Genomic DNA, 14,194 nt, shown 5'->3' with positions numbered 1-14,194 from the left:
AACGACGCCTCGGTGGTCGCCTCGCTGCACGCCAAGGGCCGCAAGGTGATCTGCTACATCAACGCCGGTTCCTGGGAGAGCTTCCGCCCCGACGCGGCCGCCTTCGCCAAGACCCTGGAGGGCTCGGACACCGGCTGGAAGGGCGAGAAGTGGTTCGACATCCGGCAGGTCGACCAGCTCAAGCCGCTGATGGCGGCCCGCTTCGACATGTGCAGGAGCAAGGGCTTCGACGCCATCGAGCCGGACACCATCGAGGCCTACAACCAGGACAGCGGCTTCCCGCTCACCGGTGACGACCAGATCCGGTACAACCGCATGCTGGCCCAGCTCGCCCACGAGCGCGGCCTGGCGATCGGCCTGAAGAACGACCTGGACCAGATCCCGGCGCTGCTGAACGACTTCGACTTCGCGGTCAACGAGGAGTGCTCGCAGTACGACGAGTGCGACCGGGTCGAACCGTTCGTCAAGCAGGGCAAGGCGGTCTTCCACGTCGAGTACAAGGTCGGCACGGACCAGTTCTGCACCAAGGCCAAGGCGCTCGGCTTCAGCTCGATGCAGAAGAAGCTCGACCTGGACGCGTGGCGCAAGCCCTGCTGAGCCGCGCCCGACGGCCTCCCGTCGCGCGGGTGACCCGGACGGGGGTCACCCGCGCGAAGGTCACTTGACCGCGAGCCAGACGACTCCGCCCAGCACGACCAGGACGATGACGGCGATCAGCGCGATCACGCCGGTGCGGTTGCCGCTGCTGCGGCCGTAAGTGGAGACGGAGCCGGGGCTCTGCGGCGCGGGGGTCTCCTCGACGAACGCCCGGAACATCTGGGTGCTGCCGGCGGGGTCGTAGTCGTTGTCAGCCATGGCACGGACTCTAACGAATCCGGCACCCGGCCCGACACCCCGGACCCTCGGTCCGGCCCCGGACCACCCGCACGCGCAACGGCGGTACGACGACCACGTGAAGACCGCCCGAAGCCCGGAATGCCGTACGGCGTGATCCTGTTGACTGCGTCCATGACCGGAAACCACAGTGATGCCGCACGCCGGATCCGGCTCGGCGGCTCCGACCTCAGCGTCCACCCGCTCTCCCTGGGGGGCAACGTCTTCGGCTGGACGGCCGACGAGGAGCAGTCCTTCGCCGTCCTGGACGCCTACGCCGCGGCCGGCGGCAACTTCGTCGACACCGCCGACGTCTACTCCGCCTGGGCCCCGGGCAACACCGGCGGCGAGTCCGAGACGATCATCGGCAACTGGGTGCGCAGCCGCGGCAACCGCGACGACGTCGTGATCGCCACCAAGGTCGGCATGCACCCCGAGGCGGGCGGCCTGGGCGCGGCCAACATCAAGGCCTCGGCGGAGGGTTCGCTGCGGCGCCTGGGCGTCGAGCGGATCGACCTCTACTACACCCACCGGGACGACGACACCCCGGTCGAGGAGTTCGTCACCGCGCTGGACGAGCTGGTCCGCGAGGGAAAGGTCCGCGCGGTCGCCGCGTCCAACATCGGCGCCGAGCGGCTCGCCGAGGCGCTGGCCTTCGCCGAGCGCGAGGGCCTGGCCAAGTACGTGGCCGTCCAGCCGCACTACAACCTGGTGTCGCGCGGCACCTTCGAGGGCCCGCTGGCCGACGTGGTCGCCGACCACGGCCTGGCCACCGTGCCGTACTACGCCCTGGCCTCCGGCTTCCTCACCGGCAAGTACCGCCCGGGCGGCCCCGGCGTGGCCAGCGCCCGCTCCGAGGGCGCCGCCCGCTACCTGGACGACCCGCGCGGCCCCAGGGTGCTGAAGGCGCTGGACGTGGTCGCCGCCGAGCACGGCGTCGAGCTCGGCACGGTCGCCCTCGCCTGGCTCGCGGGCCGCCCGACGGTCGCCGCCCCGATCGCCAGCGCCCGCACGGTCGAGCAGCTCCCGCCGCTGCTGGCCGCCGCCGCGCTGGAACTCACCCCCGAACAGACGGCGCTGCTCGACGAGGCGTCCGCCTGACGGCACCACCGCGCGCCCCCGCGGGCCACGTGCGCGCCGCCCGTCCGGGTGGTGGCACGCGGCCCGCGGCCGTTTCCGGGCCACCATGGTTCGAGCCCGACCGACCCACCGCAGCCCGGGGGCCCGATGTGCCCGACCAACCCGCCCGGAACGGCTTCGCCGTCTCCCCGTCCGACCTGTCCGCCCACGCCGGGACGGTCGACGAACTCCACGCCGGCCTCACCGCCGCCGACGACCCCGCCCGCGACCGCACCGCCGGCGCGCACGCCGCCCTGGCCGGCTGGCGCACCGGAGCCGAACTCCGCGCCCGCGCCGACCGCTGGGACGACCAGGTGGCGGCCTTCGGCGGCATCCTCCACGACCTCGCCCACCGCCTGCGCACCACCGGCGCCGCGTACGCCGCCACCGACCGCGGCCCGGACGCCGAGGAGTAGCGCGGTGCCACCCCGCCCGTGCCGGGCTTCGGCCTCCCGCCCGGCGGGGAGCGGCCGGTGCTGAGCTACGAGACCGTCCGCTCCACCCGCCTCGACGCCCTCACCACCGCCGCCGAGGAGTGGACCGCCCTGCGCGCCCGCTACCTCGGCCTGCGCGACCGGCTCGAAGGCGAGATCGCCGGCCCGCTGGCCGAGGGCTGGGACGGCGAGGCGGCCACCGCCGCCCGCGCGCTGATCGCCGAGGTGGCGGGCCAGTTCACCGCCGCGAGCCAGGAGTCCGCCGACCTCGGCACCCTGCTGGCCGACGCGGCCGGCCAGTTCACCGACGCCCAGCGACAGCTCGTCCGCCTGGCCGACGAGGACGCCCCCGCCGCCCACCTCCGGGTCTCCCCCACCGGCGCCGTGACGGACGTCCACCCGCTGCACGACGACGAGTCGGCCCGTCACCAGCCCGAGTACCGGTCGGCCTTCCTCCCCGAGCGCCACCGCGTGATCGCCGAGCTGGCGGGCCGCATCGAGTCCGCCCGGCGCGCCGCCACCGAGGCCGACGAGGCCGCCGCCTGGGCCCTGCGCTCGGCCCCGCCCGTCCCGGGGGACCGCCCGTTCGGCCCGGACGGCTGCCACTCCCTCGCCCAGGCCCGGCAGGCCCGCGCGGACCTGGGCACCGCCCTCACCCTGGCGGCGAAACGCGCCGCGCTCACCCCCGACGAACTGACCCGCCTCGACGCCCTGCTCTCCGCCCACGCCGACGACCCCGCCTTCGCCGCCGGGTTCGCCACCACACTCGGCCCGCGCCCCGCCCTCGAACTCTGGCGCGACCTCAACGACCCCGCGCTGTCCGCCACTTCGGCCGGCGGACGGGCGGACGCCCTGCGCCGCCTCCAGTCCTCCCTCGGCACCGTCCTCGGCACCGCCACCCACAGCACCGACCCGGCCATGCGCACCTGGGAGCAGGAGGTCCTGCGCCTCGGCCCGAAGCAGCTGACCCGCGCCGACGGCGGCCCGATGCCGACGGGCTACCACCTGATGAGCGCCCTGCTGCGCTCCGGCCGGTACGCGCCCGGCTTCCTCGCCGCCTACGGCGAGGGCCTGCTGACCACCGAACGCGGTGCCAGGGTGCCCCCGCAGCTGCTGTGGTGCCCCGACGGCACCGAGCCCGCCTGGGACCACCTCGGCGAGGGCCGCGGCGGCGACCCGGTGACCGGCTTCCTGGCCGCCCTGGCCCACCACCCGGCCGCCGCCACCGCGTTCCTGGACCCGGGCGACCCGCGGCGCGGCGACCACCTCGCCTACCTGCTGCGCGAGCGCCGCTGGCCCGAGGAGCTGGTGGCCGGCGCCCACGTCCGGGGCCACCACGCGCTGGGCCTCGCCGTCCAGGCCGCCGCGACCGGCGGCCACCCGGACGGGTTCCACGCCCACAGCGCCGCCCAGGCCCGGGTGATGCGGGACACCGTGACCCTGCTGGACGCCGGCATCGGCCGCGAACACCTCCCGCCCGGCCTGCACGCCCCCGTCGCCGCGGCCCTCGCCGACTACGCCGCCGACACCCACGCCGTCCTCTCCGGCACCAGCCGCTCCGCCAAGGACCACGCGGCCGCCGCGGCCGCCGGCGTGTGGACCGACGAGCGCGCCGGCGAGGTCCGGATGGCCGTCGAGAAGGGCCCGCTGATCCGCGCCCTGCGCGGCCTCGCCGACCTCCCGGAGGCCCACCACCTCGTCCAGCAGGCCGAGTTGACGCACATCGCGGAACGGATCGGCGCTCTCCCGGCCGGCACCTCCGAGCCGGAGTGGAAGGGGTTGCTCGCCAATTCCGCGGTCGCCCTCGGCGTGCTCGACGCCGTCCAGGCCGACGCGGTGCTCGACCAGCGCGACGACGCCGCCAAGGTCGCCGCCTGGAAGGCCAAGGGCCTGTACACCGGCCTCGACGCCCCGCTGAAGCTCGTCCCCGGCCCCGGGCTCGGCGAACTGACCCGGCGGGTCCTGGCGGCCGGCATCGCCGACTGGCAGAGCGGCGCCCTCGACGCCATCGACGCCGCGGCGGCCGGCCGGATCGAGCGCAACACCCTGACCGGCCCGGACGGCCGCACCGGCCACGAGGGCGTGACCGCGATGGTCGAGCAGTGGCGGCGCGAACACGGCCACCCGGACCCGGACGGCCTCGCCGCCGACTGGGACAAGCAGCAGCTGCGCGCCGTCTACGGCACCGGCCGCACCGACGCCGCCGCGGCCCTCGGCCGCTCCGGGGGCTGACCCCACCGGGAATGCGACGGGCCCCGGCGGTGACGAACCGCCGGGGGCCCGGAGCCGGCCGTACTACGGCCGACCGAAGTGGGTCGGGTAGTACCCCGCGTTCAGCGTCGAGATCCGCACCGTCTTGCCCGGCCGCGGCGCCTCCACGAACGTGCCGCCGCCCAGGTAGATCCCCACGTGGTGGATCCCCGAGGCGCGCCCGCTGTCCGACCAGAACACCAGGTCACCGCGGCGCAGCTGCCCCGCGCCGATCGGCGTGGTGGCGGCGTACTGGTCGTCGGCCACCCGCGGCAGGCTTATCCCGCTGCGCCGGTACGCCTGCTGGACGAGTCCCGAGCAGTCGTAGCCGGACGGCCCGTCACCGCCCCAGACGTACGGCTTGCCCAGCTGGGCGAGCGCGTAGTCGACGGCCGACTCCGTGCTCCCGGAGGACGTGCTCCCGGAGGAGCCGCCGTCGGAGGACGGCCGCGACGGCGCCGGGCCGGAGTCGCCGGACCGGCCGGTGCGGTTCAGGTAGACGTCGTAGTGGCTGGTCCAGCGCCAGTCGCCGCCGGAGTTCTTGAACCAGTACCGCTCCCCGTCCCAGCCCTGCCGCAGCCCCGCGGACGCGGCCTGGCCGTTGGACCCGGACGACCGTCCGCCGGTGCCGGCCGAGCCGCCGGAGCCACCGGACTTGCCGGGCTTCGCGGACTGGCCGGTGCGGCTCGCGTAGACGTCGTAGTGGCTGGTCCAGCGCCACTCGCCGCCGGAGTTCTTGAACCAGTACCGCGATCCGTCCCAGCCCTGCTTGCCGGCCGCGGCGTGCGCGGATCCGGCGCCGGCCGTCAGACCGACGACGCCGGCGCCCGCCAGCACCGTGGTGGCCAGGCAGGTACTTCGCACGGCGCGGTGTATTCGGCTGCCCCCGGCCGCCGCCCCGGAGCGGGCGGTGCGCGGACGGGCCGCGCAGTTCGGGCAGCCGCAGCCCGCGATCGCGGGGATGCTGCCGAAGCTCTCCTCGAAGCCGATCGTCCCGAAGTCGGCGTCGACGTCGGCGACGGCGGTCCCGGGGCCGGCGTACGCGCCGGTGGCTATCCTCATGCGGGTCGTCCTTCCTTCCTCCCGGCCCGGGCGGCCGGGGACGGTACCGAGGCGGCCACTCCGGCCGGCGCGACGAAGGCGACCAGCAGCTGCTCCATCAGGGCGCTGCGGGCGGCCTCGTCCAGTTCGTGCGCCGTCGCGCGCTCCAGCCGGCGGACGGCGAGCGCCGCCGCCTCGACCGCGTCGTCCACCAGGACCGTGCGCAGACCCGCGTCCAGGTCGGCCAGCCGGCGGCGACGCATCGACTCGGCGACCTCGGGCGCGTAGTCCAGCGCCAGCGGCTGCACCGAGTACACCTCCAGGCCCGCCGGGGCCGCCTCGGCGGCCAGCGCCCGGGTCAGCTCGTCGGCGAACCACTGCCCGTCGCGCAGCGCGGGCCCGGGGGCCGCGTTGCTGTCGCACGGCAGGGTGGACGCGGTGCGGGTGAGCACCGCCTGGATCTGCTCGCGCAGGTAGCCCTCGTGGTCGTCGATCGCCAGCAGCGCCCGCGCGGTGTCCTTGATCCGCCAGACGACCAGCAGCCGGACGACGATCGGGGTGCCGGTGCGGTCGACCACCTTGGCCGGCTCGCTGCGCCAGTGCCGCAGCCGCACGTCCACCCGGCGGCGGCGCAGCAGCGGGTTGACCCAGACGAGGCCGGCGCGGCGGACGGTGCCCCGATAGCGGCCCCACCGGGTGAGCACCCGGGTCTCGCCGCCGGCGTTGGCGAGCAGTCCGGCGAGGGCGTAGACGACGAGCAGCCCGGCGGCGCCCACCGCGGCGACCGACAGGACGTCCACCTCGGTCCGGCCGCTCTCCCGCGCGGCGGTGCCGCGCAGGTCGGGCAGCGCGTCCCAGTACGGGACGACTCCGTCGTGCAGGAGCACCGCGAGGACGCCGGCGACGCCGACGAGCACCGCGAACAGCGCCGACCAGCCCGGCAGGACGGTGGCGACGTGCTCGCGCAGCGCCTGGTCGGCGCGCGGGGGGCGGCGGGAGGTCACGGCCACGATGCCGCCGGCCGGGGTGGCGTCCGGGAGCTCGACGGCCTCCGCGGCGGCGGCCTCCAGCGGGTCGCGGGGGTCGGCTCTGCCGAAGGCCGGCCCGGGGACGACCGCGAGGGGGGCGGTGGCCTCCCCGCCGTCGGCCGCGGCGGCCGCCCTGGCGGGCTTGGCCAGCGCACTCGCGCCGCTGACGGAACGTTCCGGCAGTACCGGCGGGAACGTCGTGGGCAGGTGGTCGGGTCGCTGCGAAGAATCGCGGGTGACGTCCATGCACGGATCCTCGGGGTCGGTGTGTCGCGCAACGGGCGGCCCGGATCTGACGGGCAGTGCCAGAGTCAGGCTAAGTTCATACGTCATCAAATGCGACATTTGATCCGTCGTGTGTCGACATTTCCTGACGAATCGTCCGAAGTCGACCTGACGCGCAGACACATGATCGATCGGTCGGGTGATGTCAAGTGGCCATTGGTGTGGTCTCGGACGTTCCGGCGCAGGTCAGCGCCGTCGGGCACCCGGTCCCCGGGCGAACACCCGGCGGGTGATCAACCCGATCGCGGCGAGCAACAGGAGGCCGCCGGCCAGCCCGGTGCGCCACCGGGCGGGCCCGGCCTCGTGGGCCGCCGTCTGGGAGCCGTCCGCCCCCTCGGATGAAGCGGCGGGCGGCGCCGGCAGCGGCCGGGCACTCCCGGCGTCCGCCGGGAGCGGCGCGGCGGCGGCCCGGCTCGGCCCGGCCGCCGCGGCTGCGGATGGTGACGGAACAGCGGAAGGCGACGGGACGGCCATCGAGGACGGCGGGACGGAGACGTCGGAGGCGGGCACGAACGGCGGAGCGACCACCGGGACGAAGACCGGCAGCAAACCCGCGGGCGCCGGTACGAACACCTCCTCGGCGGTCGCCGACGGGCTCGACGAGGGCGACGGAACCGCCGACACCGCAGGCCTGGACGCCGAGGCCGAAGCCGAGGCCGACGCGGACGGCTTCGGTGAGCCCGCCGCACTCGGACTCGGCCTGACCGCGCCGGGCGACGCCGAGGGCGACGGCCCGACCGGACTCGGCACCGCGGCACTCGGCGGAACGGGGCCGGGCGCCACCGGACCGGCCGCCGGAGCCGGCGCCGCCGCGACGCGGACCCGCACCGGATCCCCGGCCACCGCGTTCCCCGCCAGGTCCGTCGCCGTGACGGTCAACGCCTGCTCACCGTTCGTCAGGTCCCGGTTGGCGGTGCAGGTCCAGCTCCCGTCGACGGCCGCCGCCGCCCCGCACAGGACCACCCGCCCGTCCGAGGCGGCCCCGCCCGCCCGGGCGGTGACGAGCACCCGCGTGCCCGTCCCGGCCCGTCCGGCGAGCCTGGGCCGCGCCGTGCGGACGGTCTCGCCGGCGGCCGGCGCGGTGAGCACCGGCTTGTCCGGCGGGACGGTGGTGACGACGAGCGACACGGCCTTGCCCGCCATCCGGTTGCCGGCCGCGTCCACGGCGACGGGGGTCAGCTGGTGCCGCCCGTCCGCCAGGTTCTCCACCGGCAGGCAGGACCACTCGCCGTCGGTGCGCACCGTGGTGCTGCACAGGTCCCCGGCGGACCCGCCGCGCACCCCGGCCGGCTGGTCGCCGACCGAGACGGTGTCGCCCGCCTCGCCGGTGCCGGTGAGCTGGAGCCCGGGATCGTTGGTGTACTCGGGGAGGGTGAGCACGGGCGCGGCGGGCGGGGCGGTCTTGACGGTGAGCCGCACGGGCTCGCCGCGCAGCACAACGCCGCCACTGGTGGTCTCGACCGGGGTGAGGCTGTGCCGGCCCGCGGCGAGCGCGTCGCCGGGGCGGCAGTTCCAGTCGCCGCCGCGCTCGACGCGCGCCCGGCAGAGCGCCGCGTCCCCCTCACGGACCTCGACCGAGGCCCCGGCGACGGCGCCCTCGCCGCGGATCCGCGGCCGGACGTCGGCGGTCGCGGTGCCGTCCACCGGTTCGGCGATCTCGGGCCGGGCGGCCCCGACGGTCAGTTTGATCCGCTGGTCGGAGACCTCCCCGGAGTCGGCGAAGCCGCCGGAGGCGATCAGCTGGGCCGGGTCCCGGGCGATCCGCAGCCGGGCCCAGGTCTCGCCGCTCGCGGCGCCGGAGGGGACGGTCCACTCCAGGGTCGCGGTGCCCGTACCGGGCTGGACCTCGGCCTGCACCCGGTGGGCCGGGTCGAAGCGCCCGCTGTGGTCCCAGTCGATCCAGCCGGCCAGGGTCGCCGGCTGGTCGCCGACGGCCACCGGGACGGTGAGCCGGTAGTAGCGGCCGATCGCGGCCTCGGCCGGGAAGCCGAGGGACGGGTCGGCGCCCCGGTACTCGCCGCGGCCGGGCTGGAGCTTGGGCGGCACGGGGTTGGCCCAGACGTTGTGCCGGTCGGTCGTGCCCCGCACCGCGACGGCGGTCCGCGCGTCGCGGCGCGCCGACGGGTCGGCGTCCGCGCCGAGGAAGAGGTCGGAGACCACGTGCGAGGCGTTGCCGTAGGCCTGGGGGGCGGTGCCGAGGCCCTCGTCGACGGTGACGGTGTAGGCCTGGCGCAGGACGGGCGGGGCGGTGGTGCTGCCGGCCCGGGCCGTGCTGCGCTGCTCGACCCGGAAGACGGCGGTGCGGAACGTGCCGGCGAGCTCCAGGCTGCCCTCGGCGGCCGCGCCGCCCGAGCCGTCGGTGCTGCCGTCGGAGCCGACCGGCGCGAGGGTGTTGGCGTCGACCGTCCAGCCGGGCCAGTCGGTGCGGTTGACCAGCGCCGGGGCGCTCGGGCTGCCGCCGGTGAGGGTGAGCCGGGCGGCGGTGGTGGTGCTCCCGGACTTGCCGGTCGCGAGGGCGGCCAGCCCGCTCGCGTGCAGCCGGGGGTTGCGCACGGAGCGCGAGAAGGTGAGCCGGAGGGTGCCGACCGTGCGCCAGGAGCCGTCGGCCTGCGGCCGCGCGTCGTGGATCCGGAACGTCTGGGCCGGGTCGCCCGGGCGCGTTCCGTCCGCGTACAGCCCGGCCGCGCGCCCTCCGCCGGCGCGGTCGGCCAGCTCGCCCGGTTCGGCGGTCGCGTCGAAGCCCGGCGAGGTGGCGAGGTCGAACTGGACGGAGAGGCCGGAGGGCAGGACCGCGCGCTGCTCGGCGCTCCAGGTGTCGGGGGACTGCTGGGCCGCCGAGGGCTGGTTCCAGACGATGAGGAGCCCTGCCGCGAAGGCGGCCAGGGCGGCGGCCGTGCGGGGGAACTGTCGGCTCATCCGGCTCTCCTTCGCGGTCGGCTGCCGGGTGGGCGGGCAGTCTGGGCACAAGATGTGACAAAACGGAATCACGATGCCGAGCCGGTCATACTGCGACACCTGGGCTTCGGGCCGTGTCCCACCCGTTTGGAGGCCGTCCGGGCGGCAGGACGGGATGTACCCGAACCGGGCCGATTCATCCCCTACGGATACGAAAGAAGCCCCCGGCCGACGGCCGGGGGCTTCTTGCTGGTGCGCTCAGCAGGATTCGAACCTGCAACCTCTTGATCCGTAGTCAAGTGCTCTATCCGTTGAGCTATGAGCGCAAGGACCGGGCGAACCCGATCTTGCGGAGGTTGGTGCGCTCAGCAGGATTCGAACCTGCAACCTCTTGATCCGTAGTCAAGTGCTCTATCCGTTGAGCTATGAGCGCTCGCCCCGGTGAACGTGTCTCCGTGGCGTTGCGGGAACAACATTACATGACCTGCGACGCAGGACGAAATCGATTGCTCCGGCCCCGCCCGCCCCCGCCTGGACGTGCCGGGACGTGCCCGGACATGCGAAGGGCCCCGCCGACGAGATCGTCGGCGGGGCCCTTCGGCTGGCGGAGGCTGAGGGATTTGAACCCTCGATCAGGAATAACCCCGAAACCGCATTAGCAGTGCGGCGCCATAGACCGGACTAGGCGAAGCCTCCTCCACAAGGACCACACCCGCTTGGCGGACGCGCTCCGTGTGCCTGTGATGATGCCACACCCGTGGGGCTCGGCACCAACCACCGCCAACGTTACTAGCCGGGTCGTCCCCACCGCAAAGAAGAATGAGATACTGCCGACTCCGGAGGAGCTGCCCCAAGCCGAGGAGACCTGTCGACGTGAGCAGCAGGCCGATCCGAGGCGCTGCTCGCCTCGCCGCCATACTCGACGCCCTGCCCGACGCGTTGTTGCTGGTGAACAGCAACGGCACCGTCGTGGATGCCAACGCCGCGGCCGTCCAGCTGCTCCAGGCCCCGGGCACCTCGCTCGTCGGCATGGGCGTGCTGGGCCTGCTGCCCGAGTTCGATCCCAGCCGGATCCCCGGCTCGATGCGCCCGGCCCCGCGCGAGGCCGACACCCTCGACCGCCCGGTGCGGATGACCGCCCACCGCACCGACGGCACCACCCTCCCCGTCGAGGTCTCCGGCAACGACTTCGCCGACGACGGCGCCGGCGAGGGCCGCGGCTACGCGCTCTCCCCGCTCGTCCCGTACGACCCCTACCGTGACGGCTCCCGCTCGCCGTCCGCGAGCGACCTGCTCCTGCTGCTGGTCCGGGACCTCTCCAGCCGGCTCGGCGTCGAGGCGGAGCTGCGCCGCCAGCACAAGCAGACCGAGATGATCCTGCGGGCCGCGGCCGAGGGCGTGCTCGGCGTCGACCTCGAAGGGCGCTGCGTGCTGGTCAACCCGGCCGCCGCGCACATCCTGGAGTACCGCGCGAGCGAGCTCGGCGGGCGCGAGCTGCACCCGCTGATCCAGCACTCCCGGGCCGACGGCAGTCCGCTGGAGCTGGAGGAGTCCGCGCTGATGGACACCCTGACCTCCGGGCGCAAGCACCGGGTGCGCGGCACCGTGCTGTGGCGCAAGGACGGCCGCCCCGTCACCGTCGACCTCACCACCGCCCCCGTGCGCGACGGCGACCAGCTGGTCGGCGCGGTGATGACCTTCACCGACCGCAGCCGCGAACTCGCCCTGGTCGCCCGCAACGAGCACCTCACCGCCGTCCTGGAGAGCGAGCTCGGCGGCGCGCTGACCGCGCTCAACCAGCGCCTGGACGCGCTCGCCGCCGACCCCGCCGGGCAGTTGTGGCCGGAGGCCAACTGGACGCTGCGCCGCCTCGCCGACGAGTGCCGGCGCTTCGGCCGGCTGATCGACGGCGTGCTCGCGCACCAGCGCTCCGAGGCCGGCGAGGCCGCCCAGCCCGACGGCAAGGACGCGAAGGACGGCAAGGGCGAGGGCAAGGGCGCCGAGCGACGGGTGCCGGTCGCGCTGGACAAGATCGTCCGGCGGGCCGTCGAGGACGCCGGCGAGCTGGTCGGCGCGGGCCGGGTGCGCTTCTCGGTGCACGCCGCCGGCGTCGAGGTGATCGCCGACGAGCGGCGCCTCGCGCAGGCCGTCGCCCACCTGGTCGCCGACGTCAGCGGCGTCGGGCTCTCGCTGGACGCCCCGACCACCCCCTCCCCCGGCCTGGCCGCCCCCGGCGGCCCGGCGGCCCCCCCGTCCGCCGGCGAGCCGCCGCTGGTCGTCCTCGCGGCGGCCCAGCGCGGCGACGTCGCCCGGGTCGAGATCCGTGGCCCCGGGCGCGGCGGCAGCCCCGTCCACCTGCCGATAGCCCGGGCGGTGGTCGAGCGCCACGGTGGCGTGCTCCAGCCGCACGAGCTGCCCGGCAAGGCCGGCACCACGTACGTCGTCGAGCTGCCGCTGGACCCGGTCGCCGCGAAGGCCGCCGCCGAACGCGCCGCCGCCGAGGGCCGCTCCGACCGGCCCAAGGAGGGCGACAGCGCCGTCCTGCCCGACCTGCCGGGCATCCCGCAGCTGCCCGCGGCCCGCCGCTCCGAGGACGACCGGCCCGCCGAGCGCCCCGCGGACGCCGAGGCGGACCGCGCGCCCGCCGAGGAACCCGCCCCCGAGCGGCGCGGACGCCGCGGCCGGCCCGCCACCGAGACCCCGCCGCCCGCCGCCCCCCAGCCCGTGGACGGCCAGGCCATGGACGGCCAGGCCCCCGCCGACCAGTGGCCGAACGCCCCGGCGCGGATCGAGCGGGCCGTGCCCGAGCAGTGGAACGGCACCGGCAACGACGCCGCCTACGGCCGCCGGACCCCGCCGGAGCCGGACGGCGCGCAGCCCGACCCGTGGGGCAAGGACGACGGCCGGTCCGGCCCGGCCTACGCCGTCCCGGTCGAGGGCGAGCACCGGCCGGAGCGCCCCGCCGCGCGCGGCCCGCTCGCGCTCGGCCCCGGCACCGGCGACGCGCCGGCCTCCGGGACCCCGGCCGAGGGCACCCCGACCGACGGGGCCAAGCCCCGCCGCCGCCGTGCCCGGGAGGCCGCCGAGGACTCCTCCGGCGGTCTCGCCCTGCCCGGCCTGCCCGAGAGCCCCGTCTACCCCGGCCTGGAGCACGCCCTCCCGGCCGGTCCTGCGCCCGCCCTGCCCGAGCCGGCCGCCGCGCCGACCGGCCGCCGCCGGCGCCTGGCCGTGCCGCCCGGCCCCGCGCCGGAGACGCCCGCCGCGCCTTCGCCCTCCACCGCGCTGGAGCCCGCCCGCCCGGCCCTGCCGGCCGCGGAGAGCCCTGCGGACTCCGCCCCGAGACCGGTCGGCACCGGCCTCGGCGAGCTCGCCCCGCCGCGCCCGCTCGGCCCCCCGCCGGTACCGGCCGTCCCGGTCGAGGCCCGCACCGCCCCGCGCGCCGCGATCGCCGAACTGCCCGCGGGCGGCAGCGTGAACCTGGACAAGCCCGCCGGCGAGGAGCAGGGCACGCGCCGGCTGCTGGTGTGGCCCGAGCCCGACCCGGCCACCAGGCAGGCCCTCCAGGAGCGCGGCTACCGCCCGGTGATCGTCCGCTCCCGCGAGGAGGTCGACGCCCAGGTCGCCGGCTTCCCCGCCGCGCTCTTCGTCGACCCGCTCACCGGCCCGATCACCCGCACCGCCCTGCAGTCGCTGCGCACTGCGGCGCTCAACAGCCGGGTGCCGGTGCTCGTCACCGCCGGCCTCGGCCAGGCCACCCGGGACGCCGCGTACGGCGCCGACCCGGCCGTGCTGCTGCGCGCCCTCGCGCCGCGCGACGGCGAGCACCACGCCCCGCGCGTCCTGCTGGTCGAGAGCGACCCGGACATCGCCTCGGCGATGATCAACAGCCTGGAGCGGCGCGGCATGCACGTCGAGCACGCGACGGACGAGAACGACGCCGTCTCCCGGGCCAGCAGCGTGCAGCCCAACCTGGTGGTGATGGACCTGCTCCAGATCCGCCGCCGCCGGGTCGGCCTGCTGGACTGGCTGCGCGCCAACGACCGGCTGCACCGGACCCCGCTGGTGGTCTACACCTCGGTCGACCTCGACCCGCGCGAGCTGCCCCGGCTGCGCACCGGCGAGACGGTGCTGTTCCTCGCCGAGCGCTCGACCAGCGCGGACGTCCAGTCCCGGATCGTCGACCTGCTCGGGCGGATCGGCGCGATGGGCGAGGCCGGCGTCGCCGCCGCGGGCTGAGCACGGCGGAGGGCCGGCCACCCCGCTCGGGGT

9 protein-coding genes and 3 tRNA genes are annotated in these 14,194 nt (G+C 76.1%); 5 read left to right on the top strand and 7 right to left on the bottom strand.

Features of this window, described 5'->3' with window-relative positions; genetic code table 11:
• Window positions 1-597: endo alpha-1,4 polygalactosaminidase (locus ACFXDE_RS42230; protein WP_380499495.1), on the top strand; the 597-nt coding region annotated here is incomplete at its 5' end.
• A 60-nt stretch (window positions 598-657) separates the two neighbouring features.
• On the opposite strand, the gene ACFXDE_RS42225 is transcribed toward ACFXDE_RS42230, so the two are convergent.
• Window positions 658-855, bottom strand: coding sequence for a hypothetical protein (locus ACFXDE_RS42225; RefSeq protein ID WP_380499494.1), 198 nt, complete (start codon window positions 853-855; stop codon window positions 658-660).
• Window positions 856-1,008: 153 nt separating this feature from the next.
• Between ACFXDE_RS42225 and ACFXDE_RS42220 the strand changes: the two genes are divergently transcribed.
• The 3 genes from ACFXDE_RS42220 to ACFXDE_RS42210 all read left to right on the top strand — a co-directional run bounded on the left by ACFXDE_RS42220 (window position 1,009) and on the right by ACFXDE_RS42210 (window position 4,658).
• Complete coding sequence (locus ACFXDE_RS42220; RefSeq protein ID WP_380442829.1) at window positions 1,009-1,974, top strand: aldo/keto reductase; 966 nt, start codon at window positions 1,009-1,011, stop codon at window positions 1,972-1,974.
• A gap of 128 nt (window positions 1,975-2,102) precedes the next feature.
• Entirely contained in the window at window positions 2,103-2,408 is a 306-nt protein-coding gene (locus ACFXDE_RS42215) for a hypothetical protein (RefSeq protein WP_380499493.1), read from the top strand.
• Between the two features lie 57 nt (window positions 2,409-2,465).
• A complete protein-coding gene (locus ACFXDE_RS42210) occupies window positions 2,466-4,658 on the top strand; it encodes a hypothetical protein (RefSeq protein ID WP_380499492.1) in 2,193 nt (730 codons plus the stop codon).
• Between the two features lie 63 nt (window positions 4,659-4,721).
• Here the strand turns inward: ACFXDE_RS42210 and ACFXDE_RS42205 are convergent, their stop codons facing one another.
• The 6 genes from ACFXDE_RS42205 to ACFXDE_RS42180 all read right to left on the bottom strand — a co-directional run bounded on the left by ACFXDE_RS42205 (window position 4,722) and on the right by ACFXDE_RS42180 (window position 10,621).
• Window positions 4,722-5,738, bottom strand: a complete 1,017-nt coding sequence (locus ACFXDE_RS42205; protein ID WP_380499491.1) for a C40 family peptidase — start codon at window positions 5,736-5,738, stop codon at window positions 4,722-4,724.
• Window positions 5,735-6,991, bottom strand: a complete 1,257-nt coding sequence (locus ACFXDE_RS42200; RefSeq protein WP_380499490.1) for an SPFH domain-containing protein — start codon at window positions 6,989-6,991, stop codon at window positions 5,735-5,737. Before ACFXDE_RS42200 ends, ACFXDE_RS42205 begins: the two co-directional genes overlap by 4 nt.
• A gap of 225 nt (window positions 6,992-7,216) precedes the next feature.
• On the bottom strand, window positions 7,217-9,946 hold the full coding sequence (locus ACFXDE_RS42195) for an Ig-like domain-containing protein (protein ID WP_380499489.1): 2,730 nt from the start codon (window positions 9,944-9,946) through the stop codon (window positions 7,217-7,219).
• 229 nt (window positions 9,947-10,175) lie between these two features.
• A tRNA-Arg gene (locus tag ACFXDE_RS42190) sits at window positions 10,176-10,251 on the bottom strand.
• 31 nt (window positions 10,252-10,282) lie between these two features.
• Window positions 10,283-10,358 (bottom strand) — tRNA-Arg (locus tag ACFXDE_RS42185).
• Window positions 10,359-10,527: 169 nt separating this feature from the next.
• Window positions 10,528-10,621 (bottom strand) — tRNA-Ser (locus ACFXDE_RS42180).
• A gap of 177 nt (window positions 10,622-10,798) precedes the next feature.
• Between ACFXDE_RS42180 and ACFXDE_RS42175 the strand changes: the two genes are divergently transcribed.
• The gene (locus ACFXDE_RS42175; protein WP_380499488.1) at window positions 10,799-14,161 is read left to right on the top strand and encodes a PAS domain-containing protein; all 3,363 of its coding nucleotides are present in this window, start codon (window positions 10,799-10,801) and stop codon (window positions 14,159-14,161) included.
• The last annotated feature ends 33 nt before the right edge of the window (window positions 14,162-14,194 follow it).

The sequence above is a fragment of the Kitasatospora sp. NPDC059408 genome, assembly GCF_042751525.1.
Classification (GTDB): domain Bacteria; phylum Actinomycetota; class Actinomycetes; order Streptomycetales; family Streptomycetaceae; genus Kitasatospora.
Note: the sequence above shows the minus strand (reverse complement) of the source record. Positions and strands in the feature narration are given on the sequence as shown.